The sequence below is a fragment of the Streptomyces nidicola genome (genome assembly GCF_050106155.1).
Taxonomy (GTDB): domain Bacteria; phylum Actinomycetota; class Actinomycetes; order Streptomycetales; family Streptomycetaceae; genus Streptomyces.
In genome coordinates this window covers 6,056,075-6,076,515 of record NZ_JBNBPI010000001.1, presented here as the reverse complement: position 1 = coordinate 6,076,515, position 20,441 = coordinate 6,056,075, and the positions used below count along the sequence as shown (strand labels likewise).

General features: G+C 71.6%; 18 protein-coding genes and 2 tRNA genes. 4 read left to right on the top strand and 16 right to left on the bottom strand.

Annotated features, from left to right (window positions below):
• Nucleotides 1-70: 70 nt before the first annotated feature.
• The 5 genes from ACOKM3_RS27420 to leuS all read right to left on the bottom strand — a co-directional run bounded on the left by ACOKM3_RS27420 (nucleotide 71) and on the right by leuS (nucleotide 8,557).
• Nucleotides 71-2,689 (bottom strand): ComEC/Rec2 family competence protein, encoded by a 2,619-nt coding sequence (locus ACOKM3_RS27420; RefSeq protein ID WP_426903683.1) that lies wholly within the window; start codon nucleotides 2,687-2,689, stop codon nucleotides 71-73.
• A 41-nt stretch (nucleotides 2,690-2,730) separates the two neighbouring features.
• A complete protein-coding gene (locus ACOKM3_RS27415; protein WP_426903682.1) occupies nucleotides 2,731-3,726 on the bottom strand; it encodes a helix-hairpin-helix domain-containing protein in 996 nt (331 codons plus the stop codon).
• A 135-nt stretch (nucleotides 3,727-3,861) separates the two neighbouring features.
• A complete protein-coding gene (locus ACOKM3_RS27410) occupies nucleotides 3,862-4,710 on the bottom strand; it encodes a DegV family protein (protein ID WP_426903681.1) in 849 nt (282 codons plus the stop codon).
• An 84-nt stretch (nucleotides 4,711-4,794) separates the two neighbouring features.
• A complete protein-coding gene (locus ACOKM3_RS27405) occupies nucleotides 4,795-5,517 on the bottom strand; it encodes a hypothetical protein (RefSeq protein WP_426903680.1) in 723 nt (240 codons plus the stop codon).
• Nucleotides 5,518-5,644: 127 nt separating this feature from the next.
• Complete coding sequence (leuS, locus tag ACOKM3_RS27400) at nucleotides 5,645-8,557, bottom strand: leucine--tRNA ligase (RefSeq protein WP_426903679.1); 2,913 nt, start codon at nucleotides 8,555-8,557, stop codon at nucleotides 5,645-5,647.
• A gap of 513 nt (nucleotides 8,558-9,070) precedes the next feature.
• On the opposite strand from leuS, the gene ACOKM3_RS27395 reads away from it, so the two are divergent.
• Together ACOKM3_RS27395 and ACOKM3_RS27390 are read left to right on the top strand one after the other, a co-directional pair.
• The gene (locus tag ACOKM3_RS27395; protein WP_426903678.1) at nucleotides 9,071-10,171 is read left to right on the top strand and encodes a cytochrome b/b6 domain-containing protein; all 1,101 of its coding nucleotides are present in this window, start codon (nucleotides 9,071-9,073) and stop codon (nucleotides 10,169-10,171) included.
• Entirely contained in the window at nucleotides 10,168-11,745 is a 1,578-nt protein-coding gene (locus ACOKM3_RS27390) for an NADH-ubiquinone oxidoreductase-F iron-sulfur binding region domain-containing protein (RefSeq protein WP_426903677.1), read from the top strand. Before ACOKM3_RS27395 ends, ACOKM3_RS27390 begins: the two co-directional genes overlap by 4 nt.
• Nucleotides 11,746-11,819: 74 nt before the next feature.
• Here ACOKM3_RS27390 and ACOKM3_RS27385 read toward each other — a convergent pair.
• Nucleotides 11,820-11,892, bottom strand: a tRNA-Ala gene (locus tag ACOKM3_RS27385).
• 148 nt (nucleotides 11,893-12,040) lie between these two features.
• Between ACOKM3_RS27385 and ACOKM3_RS27380 the strand changes: the two genes are divergently transcribed.
• Nucleotides 12,041-13,228, top strand: a complete 1,188-nt coding sequence (locus ACOKM3_RS27380) for a glycosyltransferase 87 family protein (protein WP_426903676.1) — start codon at nucleotides 12,041-12,043, stop codon at nucleotides 13,226-13,228.
• On the opposite strand, the gene ACOKM3_RS27375 is transcribed toward ACOKM3_RS27380, so the two are convergent.
• From ACOKM3_RS27375 to ACOKM3_RS27335, 9 genes are all read right to left on the bottom strand, one after another.
• Nucleotides 13,197-13,430 (bottom strand): hypothetical protein, encoded by a 234-nt coding sequence (locus tag ACOKM3_RS27375; RefSeq protein WP_266719727.1) that lies wholly within the window; start codon nucleotides 13,428-13,430, stop codon nucleotides 13,197-13,199. The two genes, ACOKM3_RS27380 and ACOKM3_RS27375, sit on opposite strands and share 32 nt — an antisense overlap.
• A 9-nt stretch (nucleotides 13,431-13,439) precedes the next feature.
• On the bottom strand, nucleotides 13,440-13,634 hold the full coding sequence (locus ACOKM3_RS27370) for a hypothetical protein (protein WP_426903675.1): 195 nt from the start codon (nucleotides 13,632-13,634) through the stop codon (nucleotides 13,440-13,442).
• 224 nt (nucleotides 13,635-13,858) lie between these two features.
• A tRNA-Ala gene (locus ACOKM3_RS27365) sits at nucleotides 13,859-13,931 on the bottom strand.
• A 121-nt stretch (nucleotides 13,932-14,052) separates the two neighbouring features.
• Nucleotides 14,053-14,703 (bottom strand): histidine phosphatase family protein, encoded by a 651-nt coding sequence (locus tag ACOKM3_RS27360; RefSeq protein ID WP_426903674.1) that lies wholly within the window; start codon nucleotides 14,701-14,703, stop codon nucleotides 14,053-14,055.
• Nucleotides 14,700-15,152: a ribosome silencing factor gene (gene rsfS / locus ACOKM3_RS27355; protein ID WP_266719721.1), complete on the bottom strand. Its 453-nt coding sequence runs from the start codon at nucleotides 15,150-15,152 to the stop codon at nucleotides 14,700-14,702. Before rsfS ends, ACOKM3_RS27360 begins: the two co-directional genes overlap by 4 nt.
• Before the next feature lie 140 nt (nucleotides 15,153-15,292).
• On the bottom strand, nucleotides 15,293-16,915 hold the full coding sequence (locus ACOKM3_RS27350) for an LCP family protein (RefSeq protein ID WP_426903673.1): 1,623 nt from the start codon (nucleotides 16,913-16,915) through the stop codon (nucleotides 15,293-15,295).
• Nucleotides 16,916-16,941: 26 nt separating this feature from the next.
• Nucleotides 16,942-17,604: a nicotinate-nucleotide adenylyltransferase gene (gene nadD, locus ACOKM3_RS27345; RefSeq protein ID WP_426903672.1), complete on the bottom strand. Its 663-nt coding sequence runs from the start codon at nucleotides 17,602-17,604 to the stop codon at nucleotides 16,942-16,944.
• Between the two features lie 46 nt (nucleotides 17,605-17,650).
• Nucleotides 17,651-17,812, bottom strand: a complete 162-nt coding sequence (locus ACOKM3_RS27340; RefSeq protein WP_327663392.1) for a hypothetical protein — start codon at nucleotides 17,810-17,812, stop codon at nucleotides 17,651-17,653.
• A 65-nt stretch (nucleotides 17,813-17,877) separates the two neighbouring features.
• Entirely contained in the window at nucleotides 17,878-18,018 is a 141-nt protein-coding gene (locus ACOKM3_RS27335) for a hypothetical protein (RefSeq protein WP_327663391.1), read from the bottom strand.
• Nucleotides 18,019-18,139: 121 nt separating this feature from the next.
• On the opposite strand from ACOKM3_RS27335, the gene ACOKM3_RS27330 reads away from it, so the two are divergent.
• The gene (locus tag ACOKM3_RS27330; RefSeq protein ID WP_426903671.1) at nucleotides 18,140-19,249 is read left to right on the top strand and encodes a M48 family metallopeptidase; all 1,110 of its coding nucleotides are present in this window, start codon (nucleotides 18,140-18,142) and stop codon (nucleotides 19,247-19,249) included.
• A gap of 39 nt (nucleotides 19,250-19,288) precedes the next feature.
• Here the strand turns inward: ACOKM3_RS27330 and ACOKM3_RS27325 are convergent, their stop codons facing one another.
• On the bottom strand, nucleotides 19,289-20,377 hold the full coding sequence (locus ACOKM3_RS27325) for an SCO2583 family membrane protein (RefSeq protein WP_426903670.1): 1,089 nt from the start codon (nucleotides 20,375-20,377) through the stop codon (nucleotides 19,289-19,291).
• Nucleotides 20,378-20,441 lie beyond the last annotated feature (64 nt).

Below are 20,441 nucleotides of genomic sequence, written 5' to 3'. Positions count from 1 at the left end.
CATCGTGAGCCGTTTCGAGGCAACATGCGCCCACATGACAAGAACACCGCCCTGAACAGCACCGACCGTGCTACGGGAACACCCGGAGCTCCCCACCACCCCCTCCCACGACCGCGACCGCCCCCTCCCGGTCCGTCCTGAGCACGGCCGCACCGCGCGCCCGCAACGCCGCCAGCGTGCTGGGTGCCGGGTGGCCGTACGGGTTGTCGCGGCCCACCGAGATCAGCGCGACGCGGGGCGCGGCCCTGCGCAACAGCTCCGGATCCTGGTACGCCGAGCCGTGATGGGCGACCTTGAGCACATCGACCGGAGGCAGCGCGGCTCCGGCGGGCGTTCTCAACAGGGCTCGCTGCGCCGGGGGTTCGAGGTCGCCGAGGAGCAGCAGGGTCAGCCCCGCGACGCGGACGAGCAGGGTCACGCTCGCGTCGTTCGGCCCGTCCGGAGTCGGGGCCGGGTCCGGCGGGGGCCACAGCACCTGCCAGTCGAGCGGTCCTGCCCTGCGCCGCTCCCCCGCCACGGCGCGCACCACCGGGATCCCGCGCCGGGCGGCCTCCCTCCGCACGAAGGCCACCTGGTCCGGCGGTTCCTCGAACCCGCTCGTCTCGATCTGCCCGACGGCCCTTCCCCGCAACACCCCCGCGAGCCCGGCCACATGGTCCGCGTGGAAGTGCGTGAGCACCACCGCCGGGACCCGGGTGACGCCCAGCGAGCGCAGGCACCGGTCGACGAGCAGCGGGTCGGGGCCCGCGTCCACCACCACCCCGGTCCCCGCCCCCGCCGCGAGCACCAGGGCGTCGCCCTGCCCCACATCGCACATGGCCAGCCGCCAGCCGGCCGGCGGCCAGCCCGTGACGCCCCGCACGAGCGGCGCGGGCCGCGTGACCACCAGGACGAGCAGCAGCGCGCAGACCCCGCAGATCCACGGCGACGCGAGTGCTCTGCGCCCCGCGAGCACGAGAACCGCCGTGCCGAGCGCGAGCAGCGCCCCGCCGCGCCAGCCACCCGGCCAGTCCACCCCGCTGCCGGGCAGGGCGGCCCCGGTCCTGGCGAGGTCCGCGATCCACCCGGTGGGCCAACCGGCGCACCAGGCAAGGGACTTCGCCACCGGCATCGCGAGCGGCGCCGTCGCCAGCGCAGCGAACCCGAGCACGGTCGCGGGCGCGACCGCGAACTCCGCGAGCAGATTGCACGGCACCGCCACCAGACTCACCCGCGCCGCCAGCACCGCGACGACCGGGGCGCACACCACCTGCGCGGCAGCGGCGGCCCCCAGTGCCTCGGCGAGCCGCGCCGGCACCCCGCGCCCACGCAGCGCCGCGCTCCACCGCGGCGCCAGCGTCAGGAGCGCGCCCGTGGCGAGCACCGACAGCAGGAACCCGTAACTCCGCGCCAGCCACGGGTCGTACAGGACGAGCAGCAGCACCGCCGTGGCCAGGGCGGGGAGCAGGGATCTGCGGCGCCCGGTGGCCACGGCGAGCAGCGCGATCAGCCCGCACGACGCCGCCCGCAGCACGCTCGGTTCGGGCCGGCACACCACGACGAAGCCGAGCGTGAGGGCCCCGCCGAGCACCGCGGTCGTCCGCAACGGCAGACCGATCCGGGGCGCGAGCCCGCGCCGCTCGACGCGTTGCGCCATCCCCGGCGGGCCGATCAACAGGGCCAGCAGAATCGTGAAGTTGGCCCCACTGACCGCCATGAGGTGCAGCAGATCCGTCTCCGCGAAGGCGGCGTACAGCTCCGGTGTCACGCGCGCCGTGTCGCCGACGACGAGCCCGGGCAGCAGTGCGCGCGCATCCGGGTCAAGCCCGCCGGTGGCCTCGCGCAGCCCCGCACGCAACTCCCCGGCCACCCGCTGCGACCGGCTCGGCGCCCCCACGACCCGCGCCCGCTCCCCGCTCCCGACCCGCAGCACCGCCGCGACCCGGTCCCCCGCGACCATCGGCGGCGCGAGACTCCCCCGCACCCGCACCCTGGTACTCGGCAGCACCGCCAACCACGAACTGCCGTGCACCTGCGACGACTTGCCGGGCGGTCGCGGAGACGTGACCCCTCTGTCGCCGTCGCCTCCCGTCTCACCCCTGTCTCCCCTCGCACCCCTCTCACCTCCGTCTCCACTGTTGTCTCCGCCATCCCCTTTGCCTCCCCCACCCACCACGACCAGCACAGGCGCCCGCGTCCGCGCCGTGCGCCCGTCCGGGCCCGTCACCCGCACCACGTCCGCCTCCACCAGCACCGACGTCGGCGCCGCGTGGTCCCCGCGGATTCTCGGCCGGGTGAGCCGGGGATCGGAGGTCACCTCCAACTCGACGTCCACGCGGGCGAATTCGGCCCCGAGCTCGGGCACGGGCCCGCGCCGCAGGTCGGCCCCGTGCAGCCCGGCGGAGGCCGCGGCCGCGGCGATGCACAGGAGCAGCGCCGCCGCCGACGGACCACGCCAGGGCCTCGTCGCACTCCCGGCCCCACCACGCCCCGCGACCAACAGCCCCGTCCCACCGACCGCACACGCCACCGCCACGAGCCCCGCCCACCACGGCGGACCGGTCACCATCAGCGCCGCCGTGCCCCACGCCGCGAGCGCGGGCGGTACCAACCGCAGGTCCAGCGGCCCCTCTTGGCGAGGATGCGCGTCACCGAGCCGCCCGACCGTGGACACGGGCTCCCGGCCACCCCGCATGGCCGGGCGGTTCATGACCGGACGATTCACGACTGGCCGATTCACGCCCCGGCGACTCATGGCCGTACGGCGTTCTGCAGATCCTCGAAGCGGCGATCGCCGATGCCATTGACCTCCCGCAGTTCGTCGACAGAGCGGAAACCGCCGTGCTCCGTGCGGTAGTCGACGATGTGCTGCGCCAGTACGGGGCCGACGCCCGGCAAGGTGTCGAGCTGTTCCAGGGTGGCCGTGTTGAGGCCGATCGGGCCCGCCGGGGCCGACGCCCCCGCGGGTGCGCCCGACGGCGCGGCGGCTGCTGCCGGCGCCGGCGCGCCCACCACGACCTGCTCACCGTCCACGAGGAGCCGCGCCCTGTTGAGCCCCTCGGTGTCCGTACCGGGGCGCAGCCCACCGGCCGCCCGCAAGGCATCCGCGACCCGGGCCCCGGCGGGCAGCCGCTGGATCCCCGGCCGCCGCACCTTCCCGCTGACGTCCACGACGATCCCGGCGGCGCCGGTCGAGCCGCTCGCGCCGGTCGCAGCGGCCCCCGAAGCGGCCGACGAAGACCCGGCGCCGGGAGGCGCCACCGCTCGCGGCGCAGCCGCCCGCACTGTCTCGGGCGCCCGCACCGGCTGCGTACGCCCCGCCCAGAAGTGCTGCACGGCGAAGAGCCCCACCACGCCGACGAGTACGGCCAGCGCCACGGCGCCGCGCCGCTCGATGCCACACCTGGACTGCACCCACAGCGGCAGGCGGTCCCGCACGGCGAGCGCGGCACGCTCCCGCCAGGAGGGCGCCGGCGCCGAAGGAGGCTCGACCGACGACTCGGGCTCACGCGCCCACGACGGGCCAGCGACAGCCTCCGGCACCCGCACCGGCCGCGCCGACGGCGCCCCCGGCCCCGGTGGCGCGAACAGCGCCTCCGCCCGCAACCGGGTCCGCTCCGCCTCGACCCGCCTGCGCCGCGCGCGCCGCCGCACCAGATGCCGCTGCCTCGCGCGACTGTCCGACGCGGGTCCGCGCCCCGGCCCGCTGGAGGTGTGTGTCGTCCGTGTCCGTGATCGAAGTGCCATGTCACGAGACGTTAGGCACCGCGCCACCAACAAGTGGATCTTGCCCAATTCCCGGGGATTACCCAGCAGTTGTGGACAACTCCGTCACCCACACGGCCGACGGAGCAGACAACCAGGCAAACAGGCGCCACCGCCCTACGTCCGAGGCGAGACCACAGCCCCCAACAACCCCGGCCCGGTGTGCGCCCCGATCACCGCGCCCACCTCGCTGACATGCAGCTCGGCCAGGCCCGGCACGTGCTCGCGCAGCCACTCCGCGAGCGCCTCCGCCCGCTCCGGCGCGGCCAGATGGTGCACGGCCACGTCCACCTGCGCGCTGCCCGCCCGCTCGGCCACGATCTCCTGGAGCCGCGCGATCGCCTTCGACGACGTGCGGACCTTTTCCAGGAGTTCGATGCGGCCGCCGTCGAGCTGGAGCAGCGGCTTGACCGCGAGCGCGGACCCGAACAGCGCCTGCGCGGCGCCGATCCGGCCGCCCCTGCGCAGATAGTCCAGCGTGTCGACGTAGAAGTACGCGGAGGTGCCCGAGGCCCGCTTCTCCGCCGCGTTCACCGCCTCGTCGACGGTGCCTCCCGCGTCGGCCGTCTCCGCCGCTGCGAGCGCGCAGAAGCCGAGGGCCATGGCCACCATTCCGGTGTCCACGACGCGTACCGGGACCGGGGCCTCGCGCGCGGCCAGCACCGCGGCGTCGTACGTCCCGGAGATCTCGGCGGACAGGTGCAGCGAGACGATGGCGGTGGCGCCGGACTCGGCCACCTTGCGGTAGGTCTCGGCGAACTGCTCCGGGCCGGGTCTCGATGTCGTCACCGACCGGCGCTTCTGCAGCGCCTCCGCGACCGAGCGGGCGGAGATCTCCGTACCCTCCTCAAGCGCCCGGTCACCCAGGACCACGGTCAACGGCACCGCCGTGATGCCGTGGCGCTCCATCGTCCGCTGCGGCAGGTAGGCCGTTGAATCGGTGACGATCGCGACATGGCGGGACATGCACCGGAGGTTACCTGCCGAGGTCCCCCGGCGGGAGCCCGGCCCCTGCCTCCCGGCCATCGGACGACGCGCGCCGGCGGGCGATCAAGTCGTGCTCTCCGGACGGGGTTTCTTCTCCCACGGATACGCGGGGCGTACACCTGGCGGAGTGATCGCGGCCCGGTTCCGCTCCCGGTCCCGCTCCTGCCCGCGGTCCGTCCGCGGCGCCTGCCACGCGGGCTCCGGCTCGGGTCCTGCCGCGGATCCCGCTCCGGATCCCGGCTCGGTCGTCCAGTGCCGCAGCGCGCCGGCCTCCAGGTCGATCTGCGAACTCAGTGCGTCGAGGTCGTCGCTCGCGAACCGGCCGGCCCGGTCGCGGGCCGCGTGCCGCAGCGCGTCGGCGGACCGCGTGATCCGCTCCGTACGCGTCCTGAGCTCCGGCAGCACCCGCGCCACCTGTGCCTTGTCGGGCTCGCTCTCCAGGCGCTTCAGCTCGGCGTCCACCTCGTGCCCGTGTGCACTCAGGCGCTCGAAGAGACCGAGGGACTCCTTGAGCGAGGCGTCCTCTGCCACGCGCGCGTGCAGCGCGTCCTGCGTGGCCCGCATGGAGGTGCGCAGATGCAGCCGCAGCTGCGCCAACTCGGCCGCCGTGCCGGGCTGCACATAGCTCTTGGCTCGCAGCGTGGTGTCCTCCACCGCCCGCCGCGCCTGCTCGACCTTGCGGTCCACCCCGCGCTTGGCCGCGCCGACCGCCTTCACCGTCACGTACCCGCCGAACGCCAAGAACGCGACGAAGATCAGCGCAATGATCAATAGCACGGCTTCCATAGCGCGCTCTCCTCAAGGTCGCCCCGCCCAACCGGTCTCTCCACCGTAAACGGAGCGGGCAGGCCGAGGGTTCCAGCGGAACCCCCAACCTGCCCGTAGGGAACAACCCTGAGCCCGCGGCCAGAAGCTACGCAGGCACGATGTTCACCAGCTTCGGCGCCCGCACGATGACCTTGCGGATGCCGGCACCGTCCAGCGCGGCGACGACCCTCTCGTCGGCCAGGGCGATCTTCTCCAGCTCCTCGTCGGAGATCGCCGGGGAGACCTCCAGGCGGGCCTTGACCTTGCCCTTGATCTGGACGACGCAGGTCACGGCCTCGTCGACCACGTACTGGGGGTCGGCGACCGGGAAGTCCTGGTGGACGACGGAGTCGCTGTGGCCCAGCTTGCGCCACAGCTCCTCGGCGACGTGCGGGGCCAGCGACGCGACCAGCAGCACCAGGCGCTCGGCGACGGAGCGCGGCAGCGAGCCTCCCGCGTACGACTTGACCAGGTGGTTGTTCAGCTCGGTGACCTTGGCGATCGCCGTGTTGAACCGCATGCCCTCCAGGTCGCCGCGCACGCCGTCGATCGCCTTGTGCAGGGCGCGCAGCGTGGCCACGTCGATGTCCGCCTCGGGCACGTCGACGACGGTGACCTCGCCGGTCGTCTCGTCGACGATGTTGCGCCACAGGCGCTGCAGCAGCCGGAACTGGCCGACCACCGCGCGCGTGTCCCACGGCCGGGAGACGTCCAGCGGGCCCATCGCCATCTCGTACAGGCGCAGCGTGTCCGCGCCGTACTCGGCGCAGATCTCGTCCGGCGTGACGGCGTTCTTCAGGGACTTGCCCATCTTGCCCAGCAGGCGGGTGACCTTCTCGCCCTGGTAGTAGTACGCGCCGTCGCGCTCCTCCACCTCGGCGGCCGGTACGGCGATCCCGCGCGCGTCCCGGTAGACGTACGCCTGGATCATGCCCTGGTTGTACAGCTTGTGGAACGGCTCGGCCGACGAGATGTGGCCCAGGTCGAACAGCACCTTCGACCAGAAGCGCGCGTACAGCAGGTGCAGCACGGCGTGCTCGGCGCCGCCCACATACAGGTCGACACCGCCGGTGGGCATGCCCTCGCGGGGGCCCATCCAGTACTGCTCGATCTCCGGGTCGACCAGCTTCTCGCTGTTGTTCGGGTCCAGGTAGCGCAGCTCGTACCAGCACGAACCCGCCCAGTTGGGCATGGTGTTGGTCTCGCGGCGGAACTTGCGCGGGCCCTTGCCGTCACCCAGGTCCAGCGTGACGTTGACCCAGTCCTCGTTGCGCGACAGCGGCGTCTCGGGCTGCGTGTCGGCGTCGTCCGGGTCGAAGGTGCGGGGGCTGTAGTCCTCGACCTCGGGCAGCTCCAGCGGCAGCATCGACTCGGGCAGCGCGTGGGCGATGCCGTCCTCGTCGTAGGCGATCGGGAAGGGCTCGCCCCAGTAGCGCTGACGGCTGAACAGCCAGTCGCGCAGCCGGAAGTTGACCGTGCCCGCGCCGATGCCCTTGCGCTCCAGCCACTCGGTCATGCGGGCCTTGGCGTCGGCGACGCCCAGGCCGTCCAGGGAGATGTCCTCGCCGCTGGAGTTGACCAGCTTCGCGTCGCCGGAGACGAACGCGTCGTCCCACGTCGAGGGGTCGGTGCCGCGATCGTCGCTCGGCTCGACCACACAGCGCATGGGCAGCTCGAAGGCGCGCGCGAAGGCGAAGTCACGGCTGTCGTGCGCCGGCACGGCCATGATCGCGCCGGTGCCGTAGCCCATCAGTACGTAGTCGGCGATGAAGACCGGAACCTGCTCGCCGCTGACCGGGTTGGTCGCGAACGCGCCCGTGAAGACGCCGGTCTTGTCCTTGGCCTCGGCCTGGCGCTCGACGTCGGACTTGGCGGCGGCCTGCTTGCGGTAGGCGGCGACGGCCTCTGCGGGGGTCGCGTGACCGCCCGTCCACACGTCGTGGGCGCCCTCCGGCCAGGCGGCGGGGGTGATCTTCTCGACCAGGTCGTGCTCGGGGGCCAGCACCATGTAGGTGGCGCCGAACAGGGTGTCCTGGCGGGTCGAGAAGACGGTGATCTTCTCCTCGCCGGAGCCGTCGGCATCCGGAACCGCGAAGTCGATCCGCGCGCCCTCGGAGCGGCCGATCCAGTTGCGCTGCTGCAGCTTGATCGCCTCGGGCCAGTCCAGGCCGTCCAGGTCGTCGATCAGGCGGTCCGCGTAGGCCGTGATGCGCATGTTCCACTGGCGCAGCTTCGACTTGAAGACGGGGAAATTGCCGCGCTCGGAGCGGCCGTCGGCGGTGACCTCCTCGTTGGCCAGGACGGTGCCCAGGCCCGGCGCCCAGTTCACGGGCGCGTCGGAGGCGTACGCCAGGCGGTACTCGCCCAGGATGTCGGCGCGCTCCGCCTCGTTCAGCTCGCTCCAGGAGCCGCCGCCGGGAACGGCGCGCTCACCGGTCTCGAACTGCTTGACCAGGTCGGCGATCGGACGGGCCTTCTGCAGGTCGTCGTCGTACCAGGAGTTGAAGATCTGCAGGAAGATCCACTGCGTCCACTTGTAGTACTCCGGGTCGATCGTGGCGAACGACCGACGCTTGTCGTGGCCCAGGCCCAGCCGGCGCAGCTGCACCTTCATGTTGACCATGTTGGCCTCGGTCGACGTGCGCGGGTGGGTGCCCGTCTGCACGGCGTACTGCTCGGCCGGCAGGCCGAACGCGTCGAAGCCCAGGGTGTGCAGCACGTTGTGGCCCGTCATGCGCTGGAAGCGCGCGAAGACGTCCGTGGCGATGTACCCCAGCGGGTGGCCGACGTGCAGGCCCGCACCGGAGGGGTACGGGAACATGTCCATGATGAACTTCTTGGGGCGCGACGCGACCTGCGGGTCGCCCGCCAGGTCACCGCTCGGGTTCGGCGCCTCGTACGTGCCCTCGGCGTCCCAGAAGTCCTGCCAGCGTGCCTCGATGTCGGCGGCCATGGCCGCCGTGTAGCGGTGCGGCGCGACCGCCGCCTCGGAAGCGGCGGCGGAATTCGTCTCGCTCATGATCCTCAAAGCTCCATCGATTGTCTCTGCCAGCGGCCAGTGCTCAGAAATGAAAAAGCCCCTCGCACAGGAGGGGACGCCGCGCCGATTCCGACCTCACGCCCTGGGGGCGGGTCGGGACTGATCAGCGCGGCTCGCTAAGCAGAAGGCGTACGGCACGCATGGCGTCAGGGTACCGCAGCCCTCGCCCGGCCCGCGACGGGCTTCCTCGCGCCCCACCGCACCCCAGGGATTACTCGGCGTACCGCCCACTATCGGGACAACGCAAAGACCAAACATCTCGTAGATAACAGCGAGATAACTCAAACCTCGTACTGCCCGGTATGCCTCGATCTAGAGTGCGGGCCGTGGGACCACCGTGCCGAACCGTTCGGAGTCACCCCCATGAACCCTCGAACCCCCCGCTCCCTGAACTCCCTTCGCGCACCGAGGAGTTCACGTACTCCCGGCGCCGGCCGTCGCAGGAGAACAGGGCTGCTCATCGCGGGAGTCGTCCTCCTGTTACCCGTACTCGTGTCCACGGGAAGCGACGCCTTGCGGGCGACGCTCGACTTCGGCGCGGGCGTGCTCTGCCTGGTCTCGCTGACCTCGTCCGTCGTCTGGGGCCTGGTCGCCTCCGACCGGGTCTTCCTCACCTCGCGGCAGCGGCTGCTCGCGCAGGCCGTGCACCGGATCACCGCGGTCTCCTCGCTGGTCTTCCTGCTGCTGCACATCAGCGTGAAGCTCGCGCTCTCGCACGTGACGCTGCTCGGCGCGCTGATCCCGTTCTCCGGGGGCTTCGACGGCAGCGCGGGCCTGATCGGCCTGGGTGTGACCGCCGGACTCCTCATGATCGCCACGGGCGTCACGGGCGCGCTGCGCAGCTCCATGGCCTCCCCCGCCCGGCTCGCCACCCGCTGGCGCGCGACCCACATGCTCGCCTACCCGGCCTGGTGCTTCGCCCTCATGCACGGCCTGTACGCGGGCCGTCCCGCGAAGGCGTACGTGACCGTCCTGTACTGCCTGGCCCTGGTCGCGGTCGCCGGCGCGATCGCCCTCCGGGCGTCGCCGCAGGCCGTACGGCGCAAGGTGGCGGTGCGCATCCTCGAATTCCTGGACGCCGGACCGCGCGCGGGCGGCACCAGGCGGGCCGGTTCGCCCCTCCCGGGGCCCCGCAGTGAGCCCGCACCGGCCGCCCCGCAGCCCGCCCCGCAGCCCACCTTCGAACCCGCTCCCCCGACGCAGGCAGACATCGGCTTCGCGGCCGCCTACCGCGCGGTGTCCGCCCTCCCCCGCGAGGAGCTGCCCACGCAGTCGGTCCCGTACGTGCAGCAGTACGCGGAACCCATGGCCCCCATGCAGGCCGCCCCCGAGCGCTGGCCCGCCCCCTCCCCGCCGCCCCCGGCCCCAGCCCCGCCCTCCCAGTACGACCCGACGTACGACACCCCCTACGGAGGCGTGCCCGGCTACCCCGCCTCCTACGGGGACGGCGTGAACACCGGCGCCTACGAAGACGTCTATAAGGACGCACCCGACTACACGGAAGCGCCCGATCCCACCGAACCGCTCCCCGGCCCCTACCAAGCACCCGCTTCCGGCGAGCCCTGGACCATGCCCTACGGAGGCACGCAGTGAACACCGCACTGCCCGACGTCCCGGAAGTCCGGGTCGTCGGACTTCCCCAGCTCACTTCGGGGTTCGACCTCGTGGAGCGGCTCGACCTCGACATGCACCTGAAGGTGCACGGACCGCTGCAACCCATGGCCGGCGAACCGCTCGCGCAGCTGGCCCAGGCGATATCCCTGCGCGGCCGCGGCGGCGCGGGCTTCCCCTTCGCCAAGAAGCTCCGCGCGGTCGCCGAGTCCGCGATCCGGCGCGGAGTGCGCCCGGTGGTCGTCGTCAACGGCAGCGAGGACGAGCCCGCCTGCCGCAAGGACACCGTGCTGATCAACCGGGCCCCGCACCTGATCCTGGACGGCGCCCTGCTCGTCGCGGAGGCGATCGGCGCGCGCACGCTCGTCATCGGCGTGACCCGCGACAGCACCGAGGCGTCGATGCAGGCTGCCCTCGCCGAGCGCGGCCTGACGAACCGTCGGGGCGCACCACTACGCGCGCGGGTGCAGCGCAATCCGGTGCGCATGGTCACCGGGGAGTCCTCGGCCCTGATCCGCTCGGCGGACGGCGGCCCGCCCATGCCGCCGGGCCGCAAGGTCCGCGCCTCCGACTCCGGCGTCGGCGGCGCCCCCACACTCCTGTCGAACGCGGAGACCTTCGCCCAGCTGGCCATCGCGACCCGGACGGGCGCCGAGCGCTACTGCCGCACGGGCCTGCACGACGAGCCCGGCACGGTCCTGTTGACGCTCTCCGGGGCGGTCGCCCGCCCGATGGTCCTGGAGGTGCCGTCCGGCGTCCCGCTGCGCTACGTACTCCAGCTCGCGGGCGCTCCCCCGCTCCCCCAGGGCGTCCTCACGGGCGGCTATCACGGCAAGTGGCTGGACGGGGTCGGCGCGCAGGACGCCATCGTCTCCCGCGCTTCCCTGGAGGCCTCGGGCGGCGCCCTGGGCGCCGGGGCGATCCTGCCGATCGGGCCCGACACCTGCCCGCTCGGCGAGGCCCTGAAGGTGGCGCAGTGGCTGGCCTCGGAGAGCGCGGGCCAGTGCGGGCCCTGCTACCTGGGGCTGCCCGCCGCGGCGCGCGGCCTGGAGGACGTGCTGAACGGGGGCGGCCCGACCGCCCTGGAGGCGCTGCGCGAGGTCACGCACGCGGTGAAGCGGCGCGGGGCGTGCAAGCACCCGGACGGTTCGGCGGCGTTCATCGAGTCGACGATCTCGGCGTTCACGGACGACCTCGCCGCGCACGTCCTGGGCGCCGGCTGCGGCCGCCCGGTGCTCGGCGTGCTGCCGCTGCACGCGGAGGCACCGGCGAGCACGACGCCCAGCGGCAAGCGGCTCGCCGTCGACTGGACGCTGTGCCGGGGCCACGGTCTGTGCGCGGACATCGTGCCGGAGCTGCTGCAGCTGGGACCCGACGGCTTCCCGACGGTCGCGGAGGCGGCGGTCCCCGCCTACTCGGAGGCGAACGCGGTACGGGCCGTGCGCCGCTGCCCCGCGCTGGCGCTGCGGATCGAGGAGGACGCCTCCGCGGCCCCGCAGGACCGGAGGCCGGCACGCCCCGCACTCCCGCCCGGCCGCAGCCGCGCCCGGAGGTAGCCCGTCGACACAAACACTCACGCACAAACGAAAGGCGGGCCATCCGAATCGGATGGCCCGCCTTCACGTTCCTGTGGAGCTAAGGAGAATCGAACTCCTGACCTCCTGCATGCCATGCAGGCGCTCTACCAACTGAGCTATAGCCCCGTGCTTTGGTCCTCCGGGGCTTCCCTGTCGGTCTCCCCGGCGGCGTCGCCAACATTACACGGTCACCGGGGTGCATCACCAAATCGTTTCCCTTCCGCCCCCTTCTGTACGGAAAAGTCGCCGTTGACGGCTACTAGTGTTCCCTCATGTGACTGTGCTCGCCCTGCCCCGCACCCGCCACGCACCGGCTGCGCTCGGAGCCTGCCTGCTCTCGTTCGCGGCCTTCGTGATCGCCCAGCGCGCGGCCGACGTCTCGATGATCGATCTGATGGTCTACCGGGCGGAGGGCTGGACGGTCCGCACAGGTGGCGACCTGTACGCGATGCGCGCGACCTACGCCGACCTGCCGACCACCTACCCGCCGTTCGCCGCGCTGCTGTTCCTGCCGCTGACGTTCCTGGACGTGGTGACCATGAAGGTCGCCGCGACCGCCCTGAACCTCGCCCTCCTCTTCGCTCTTGTGCACCTCTCCCTGCGTCTCGTGCGACGCCACGCGCGCGTGGAGCACGCCTTGTGGGTGGCGGCCGTCGCCGTGTGGTGCGAGCCGGTGTGGACGACGCTGCGCTACGGGCAGGTCAATCTGCTGCTCGCCGTGCTCGTCCTGTGGGACCTCACGCGCCGGCCCGGGCACCGCTGGACGGGCGTGGGGATCGGCATCGCGGCGGCGATCAAGCTGACGCCCGCGCTGTTCGCCGTCTTCCTGCTGTGCACGGGGCTCGCGCAGTTGGCGCGGGGCGGGGCCTGGCGGCCATGGGTGCGCGGGGCCTGCGTGGCGGTCGGCTCGTTCGTCTGCGTGACCGTGCTGACGGCCGTCGTCCTGCCGCACGACTCCCGGCACTTCTGGACGCGGATGGTCTTCGAGTCGGACCGCCCCGGCCACGCCGAGGAGACCGGCAACCAGTCGCTGCGCGGCGTACTGGCCCGACTGCTGCACACCGGGGATCCCGGCGCCTGGTGGGCCCTTGCCGCCGCCGTGACGGCCGTCGTCGGGCTCACGGTCGCGGTCGCGGCGGCGCTGCGCGGGCGCCGCGCCCAGGCGGTGGTGGCGTGCGCGACGACGGCGCTCCTGGTCAGCCCGGTCTCGTGGTCCCACCACTGGGTCTGGTGCGTGCCGTTGGCGCTGCTCGTGTGGGAGTCGGGCCGCCAAAAGGCCGCGCTCGCCCTGGCCTTGACGTTCTGCACCTACGCCCTGTGGTGGGTGCCGCACACCGACGGGCGGCCCGAACTCCACCAGAACGTAGGGGAGTCGATGCTTTCGGCGCTCTACGTAGGAGTGGCCTGCGCCTTCCTGGCGTACTCCGCGGTCAGGCTCTGGCGAACGAATAGAAGCGCTTGAGCGTGCAGTGCTCGTCCAGGAGCCGGCCGTAGATCGGCTCGCCCTCCAGCTCGCGGTACGTCTCGATCGGGTCGCCTTTTATGATCAGCGCCCGCGCGCATTCCTCGCACCAGTACTGGTAGTCGGGGTTCAGCGGCTCCATGTCCCGCACGATGGGCGTGCCGCTGCCGCACCAGTCGCACTTCCTCCTGTGTGCACCCATGTGTTCCGCTCAGCTCCAGCTGTGGCCGCAGGCCGTGCACACGTACGAGATCCCGCCGTTGTCGCCGAGCATCTGCGCGACGTGGGAGGAGCCGCAGGACGGACAGTTGAGGGACGGGACGTCTTCGGAACCGGCCGGGGGCTCGGCGGATATCGCTGCCATGCCGAGGAAGCGAACGGCTTCCTCGTTGATGCTCAAGGGCATCGCGCACTCCCTCCCCAGCGGGCCGCCTTCGTCGGTCGGACACAGCCCCGTTCCGGCCGTCCGATTCTGCCACGGCGGAAGCGACCCGGTCAGCGACGCCCGCGTACCAGTCCGGACACGACGTCCGCAGAGGTATACGCCCCGGGCGCCCCGGGCAGTTCAACCCGGCCGAAAATCGGCAACGAAAAATCCCGCCCCTTACGGGACGGGATCTTTGATTCCTGTGGAGCTAAGGAGAATCGAACTCCTGACCTCCTGCATGCCATGCAGGCGCTCTACCAACTGAGCTATAGCCCCTCGCGTTCTTCCCCCTCCGGGCTTTCCCCCGGCGGGCCGAACAAGAAGAACTTTAGCCTGCGACCTGCCGGAAAGTGAAATCCGGCCCCGGGCGCCCAGGGCCTGGCCCAAAGGACAGGCCCTAGTCGTCGTCGCCGAGGACCGGTTCCGGCAGCGTGCCCGCGTTGTGCTCCAGCAGACGCCAGCCGCGGGCGCCCTCGCCGAGGACGGACCAGCAGCAGTTCGACAGGCCGCCGAGCCCCTCCCAGTGGTGGGACTCCAGGCCGAGCAGCCGGCCGATGGTGGTGCGGATGGTGCCGCCGTGGCTGACCACGACGAGCAGGCCGTTGTCCGGCAGCTTGTCCGCGTGCCGCAGCACTACGGGGGCGGCCCGGTCGGCGACCTCGGTCTCCAGCTCACCGCCGCCGCGACGCACGGGCTCGCCGCGCTTCCACGCGGCGTACTGCTCGCCGAAGCGGCCGATGATCTCCTCGTGCGTGAGGCCCTGCCACTCACCCGCGTACGTCTCGCGCAGACCCTCGTCGTACGCGGCTTCGAGGCCGGTGAGCGCGGTGAGTTCGGCGGCCGTGGCCGCGGCCCGCCTGAGGTCGGAGGCGACGATCGCGTCCGGCCTCAGGGAGGCGAGCAGCCGGGCCGCGCGGCGGGCCTGGCCGACGCCGTCCTCGGTCAGCTCGATGTCCGTGGTGCCCTGGAAGCGGCGCTCCAGGTTCCAGGAGGTCTGGCCGTGCCGCCACAGGACGACGCGCCGCCCCCGAGGTGAGGCGCTGGTCACAGCACCTCACCACCGAGCTCACGCATCTCCTCGGCCGCGGCCTCGCGCTCCTTGGCGTGCTCCTCGCCCTTGCCGCGGGTGGCCTTGGCCTCCTCGGGCAGGTCGATCTCGGGGCAGTCCTTCCACAGCCGCTCGAGGGCGTAGAAGACGCGCTCCTCGCTGTGCTGGACGTGGACGACGATGTCGACGTAGTCGAGCAGGATCCAGCGGGCGTCACGGTCGCCCTCGCGGCGCACCGGCTTGGCGCCGAGCTCCTTGTTCAGCTTCTCCTCGATCTCGTCGACGATCGACTTGACCTGGCGGTCGTTGGGCGCCGACGCGAGCAGGAAGGCATCCGTGATGGACAGCACATCGCTGACGTCGTAGGCGATGATGTCGTGCGCGAGCTTGTCCGCTGCCGCCTGCGCGGCGACGTTGATGAGCTCGATGGAACGGTCAGTGGCGGTCACTACAAGGCTTTCCGTAGGCGGTCCGAATCCCCTGAAAGATCCCTCAGGGGGGTACCCCAAGGGTCTCACGGTCCGCCGACACGCCTCACGGCCTTACCGGCGGCCCCACGCGCGCGGGGCGCGGGACCACCGGTGGACGGTCACTGACCGGTGTAGTTCTGGCCCAGCACCACGGAGACGTCCGCGTTCCTCGCCGCCTTGCCCTTGGTCACGGCCGACGTCGGCAGGCCCAGGGTCTTGGCGACCTCCACGGCGTCCTTCTTGTGCGAGGCGTCCGCGTACGTGACCCGAGAGGTCGCGACCGCCGTGCCGTTTCCACCGGACACGAACGTGTAGCCGCCGTTGACCAGGGCGACGCGGGCCTTCTCGGTGCGGGCCTTGTCACCGGTGGCGTTCTCGATGCCGACGCGCAGCGAGTCACCGGTGGACGGGGACTTCACGGTGCCGCCCAGCACGTTCTCGACCACCGAGTCCGCGGTGGACCGGGAGATGGCGCCGCCGCGCTGCACCGGCAGCACCTCGCTCTTGTAGTCGCCCTCCTTGGCCCGGTCGGCGAGCTTGGCGAGGAAGGCGCCGAGGTCCTTCTCGGTCAGCGACGGGTCGAGGATCTGGGCGAGCGTCTGCACGGTCGTCGTCGCGGCCTGCGGGTCGGACGACAGCTTGCGCAGCACGCCCTGCATGACCTGACCGAACCGCTCCAGCTGCGCCGTCTGCGGCTCGCCCTTGGCCCGGTACGTCGCGTACGCCACGGCCGCCGGGCCGCTGAGGGTCTGGTCCGCGCCCTTGTGGACGAGCACGGTGCCCTTCTTGGCGGGGTCGGGCACGGTCGTGTTCGTGGTGACGTCGATGTTGCCGACGAGCTCGACGAGGTTGTTGAGGTACGGGGTGTCGAGCCGCCAGGTGCCCTGGATGTCGGTGCCGAGCAGGGTGTCGAGGCCGTCGCTGGTTCCGGAGGAGCCGTCCTCCTCGACGGACTTGGCGAGCGTGGTGCTCGTGCCGTCCTCGTCGGACAGGGCGAGCGAGTTCGGCAGCAGGACGGACGTGGCCCGCTTCGTGGTGGTGTTGTTCACGAGCAGCGCCGTGGACGTCTCCCCACCCTTGGTGTTGTGCAGGTGGACGACGATGACGTCACGGTTCTGCGGACCGGCCGCGGCGGCCGCACCGGCCTTCGCCGCGTCCTTCGAGAGGAACGGCAGCTTGCCCTGGTACCAGAGGTAGCCGGCGCCGCCGACCAGGCACAGGGCGAGGACGACGACGAGGGCGATGCCCCGGCTGCGGCTGCGGCGCCGCGCCTCCTCGCGCCGCTCGGTGCGCGATTCGGTGAACTTCAGCCAGTCGATGACGTCTTCGGAGTCCTCGTCCGGCTCCTCGACGAACTCGAACTGCTCGGTGCGGTAGTCACGATCGGGCTGCTGGGCCTGCTGCGACGCGGGCGCCGGGGCCTGCTGCGGGATGTACGCGGTGGCCTGCTGAGCTTGCTGGGTCTGCTGCGACTGTTGGTACTGCTGGGGTTGCTGAGGCTGCTGGTACTGCTGCGGTGCCCCGCCGTAGGTGTCGTACGACGGGGACTGCTGGGGCTGTTGGGGCTGCTGCCCGGCCGGCTGCTGCTGCCCGCCCGCGTACGGGTCGTAGCCGTACCCGTACGCTGAGTTCTGCTCGTACGACGGCGCCTGCTGGACCGGCCGGTAGACCGGCCGGCCGGACTCGTCATATCCGACCAGCTCGTAACTCTGCTGGTCGTAACCGTCGTATCGGTCGTTCACCGATGCCCCTCTCGGCGGTGCAGGGTTCAGTCGCCCCGGTACAGCTGGCGCTTGTCGATATAGCGCACCACACCGTCCGGCACCATGTACCAGATGGGGTCCCCCTTGGCGACCCTGTCACGGCAGTCCGTGGACGAGATGGCGAGGGCGGGAACCTCGACGAACGAGACGCCGCCCTCCGGCAGACCCGGGTCGGCGAGTGTGTGGCCCGGCCGCGTGACTCCGATGAAGTGTGCCAGGGAGAACAGCTCGTCGGTGTAACGCCAGGTGAGGATCTGGCCGAGAGCGTCGGCACCCGTGATGAAGAAGAGGTCGGCGTCGGGGTTGAGCTGACGCAGATCGCGCAGCGTGTCCGTCGTGTACGTCGGACCGCCGCGGTCGATGTCGATGCGGCTCACCGAGAACTGCGGGTTCTCGGCGGTCGCGATGACCGTCATCAGATAGCGGTCCTCGGCCGGAGAGACCTTCTTGGCGCTCTTCTGCCAGGGCTGCCCGGTGGGTACGAACACCACCTCGTCGAGGTCGAACTGCGCGGCGACCTCACTGGCCGCCACCAGGTGTCCGTGGTGGATCGGGTCGAACGTCCCGCCCATGACGCCGAGGCGTCGCTTGGCCGGTGAGGCCCACTCGCGATCCGGGCCGCCGGCCGGGCTGTTGACCGGGCCGGTAGGCATGTCCTGCGCTCCCATGCGTGCAGAGCCTACTGGCCCGTTCCCAGTGGTCCGGCCCCGAGGGTCAGCGGTCGCGGTTGAAGCGGGTGGTGATCCACAGCAGCAGGATCAGGATGATGAAGGCCGCACCGCCCGTCACGAGGGGGCTGAGGCTTTCGTGGTTGCCGCCGTTCTCGCCCTCGGCAGCGAGAGTGGCGAGCTGGGCAGCGGTGCTGTGGAGGCTCATCTTCAGCAGGACCTATCCGGTGTGGGATCGGGATAAAGACTTCTGACCCATCGTAAGCGGTGGGGTCAGTCGTCGCTCTTGTAGCCCCGCAACAAGAACCAGGCGAGGAGGGCAGCGCCCAGCACGCCCACAATCAGCACGGTGCGCAACAGGTTCCCCGCCCCCTGCTCGGACGCCGCACTGATGACGTGATCGATGTGCTCCATGACGGTTCGCTCCTTCGGTGTGCTGCCCCGTCACGGTATATCCGCCTAGTGTGGACTCCACCTTGGGGGCACACCGGATACGGCGGGACACGTCGCACACACGGAACATGGGGGAAGTCGGATGCCCGACGAACCGAACGAGCAGCACGAGAACGTACCCAGCAGGCAGCGCCGGCGCTTCCCGGGGATCTCCTCGCGGGCGTACGAGCACCCCGCGGACCGCTCGGCGCTCGTCGCGCTGCGCAAGCTCAGCGGGTTCGACACGGTCTTCAAGGCGCTGAGCGGACTGCTGCCCGAGCGGAGCCTGCGCCTGCTGTTCCTGTCGGACTCGGTGCGGGTCTCCGACGAGCAGTTCGCGCACCTCAACACGATGCTGCGGGACGCCTGTTACATCCTGGACCTGGAGAAGGTCCCGCCGATGTACGTCAATCAGGACCCGCAGCCGAACGCGATGTGCATCGGCCTCGACGAGCCGATCATCGTCGTCACCACGGGACTTGTGGAGCTCCTCGACGAGGAGGAGATGCGGGCCGTCGTCGGCCACGAGGTGGGCCACGCGCTGTCGGGCCACTCGGTGTACCGGACGATCCTGCTGTTCCTGACCAGCCTCGCGCTGCGCGTCGCGTGGATCCCGCTCGGCAACCTCGCGATCATGGCGATCGTGACGGCGCTGCGCGAGTGGTTCCGCAAGTCCGAACTCTCCGCGGACCGCGCCGGGTTGCTGGTCGGCCAGGACCTTCAGTCGTCCATGCGCGGCCTGATGAAGATCGCGGGCGGCAACCACCTGCACCAGATGAACGTGGACGCGTTCCTCAAGCAGGCCGAGGAGTACGAGGCCGGGGGCGATCTGCGCGACTCCGTGCTGAAGATCCTCAACGTGATGCCGCGCTCGCACCCGTTCACCACGGTGCGCGCCGCCGAGCTGAAGAAGTGGTCGGAGAGCCGCGACTACCAGCGTCTGATGGACGGTCACTACCCGCGCCGCAGCGAGGACAAGGACACCTCGGTGACGGACTCGTGGCGCGAGTCGGCCTCGCACTACACGGATTCCGTGAAGACCTCGAAGGACCCGCTGATGAAGCTGGTCAGCGACATCGCGGGCGGCGCGGGCGACCTGGGCGGCCGGGTGCGGCGCGGTTTCGGCGGCTTCGGCGGCACGGGCGGCGGGGGCGCCAGCGGGAACCACGGCACCGACGACGACAGCAACGGCACGGGCAACGGCGAGCGCTGATCCCCGCCCCGGACCGGCTGATCCTCCGAACCGCCCGGACTACACGTGCGGCTGGGCGTCCGGCGCGAGCGCGCCGCACAGCGCGGTCGCACTGTCCGTCGCGTACGGGTCGGTACCGGCCGGTCCGCCCTTCTTCGCGCTCTGGCCCGCGAGCAGCGGATGCAGATACCCGGCGGAGTCGGACGAGCAGGCGAGCGGGCCCGCCTGGACGTACGAGACCAGCAGCTCGGTCTGGTGGTTGCGCAGGTCCTGGCGGTCGAAGCGGAAGTGCATGGAGCGGCGGACGGTGAACAGGGAGGCCTTGGCCTTCTCGCCGTCGGCCGCCTTCGCCGTGGGCCGCAGCGCGTAGACGAACGTGTGGTCCGAGGTCACTTCGAGGGTGTTCGCGTCGGTCTCGGCCACGTGCAGCGCGCCGCGGACCCGGATGCGCGAATCGGCGAGGGCGGCCTGCGACGGGTCGAAGCGGACGAGCCAGCCGGTGGCCGCGTGCCGCCCGTCGGTGACCGGCCTGTTGACGCTCTGGTCGAACTGCGGGAGCTGCTGCGGGTCGATCAGCATCCGCACCGGACGCACGGCGCCGCGCGTGAGCACGTCGGGGTCGAGCGAGGAGTCGACGAGGTAGTCCTTGGCCGTGGTCAGCGCGGTGACGACCTGGCTGTCGGAGAAGTGCGCGGTGGCCTTGGGGTCGTCGGGCAGGTCGATGGCGCGGGCGGCGCGCTTGAACCGGGCGGCGGGGCTGTGCTCGTACAGCTCGTGCACGGACTCGGAGCCGGGGACGCGGCCCGTCGGGGCGAGGGGGATGACGGTCATGCGCAGCGGTTCGGTGTTCCGGGCGACCGGGGCGGTCCGGTAGGGGCTGCGTACGCCCATGTAGACGGCCGTGCCGAAGGCGACCACGATCAGGACGACGAGTATGACGGCCTGCCGGGTGAGGCCCCGGCGCAGCACGGGCAGACGGCGCACGGCCGGCGAGTGGTCGCCGATGCGCTCCTGCGCGGAGAACTCCTGGAGCCGGGCAGCCTTGACGAACGATTCGTCGAACACGACGGATCGGTACTCTTCCTCGCTGCCGCCACCACCGGGACCGCTGTCCGGTGTCCCCTCCGGTGGGTCTCCTGGCCCGCTCATACCTTCAGGGTAGGTCTCCCCGACGCCCGGTAAACGCCCTGGTGCACGGTCAACTTCCCGGACG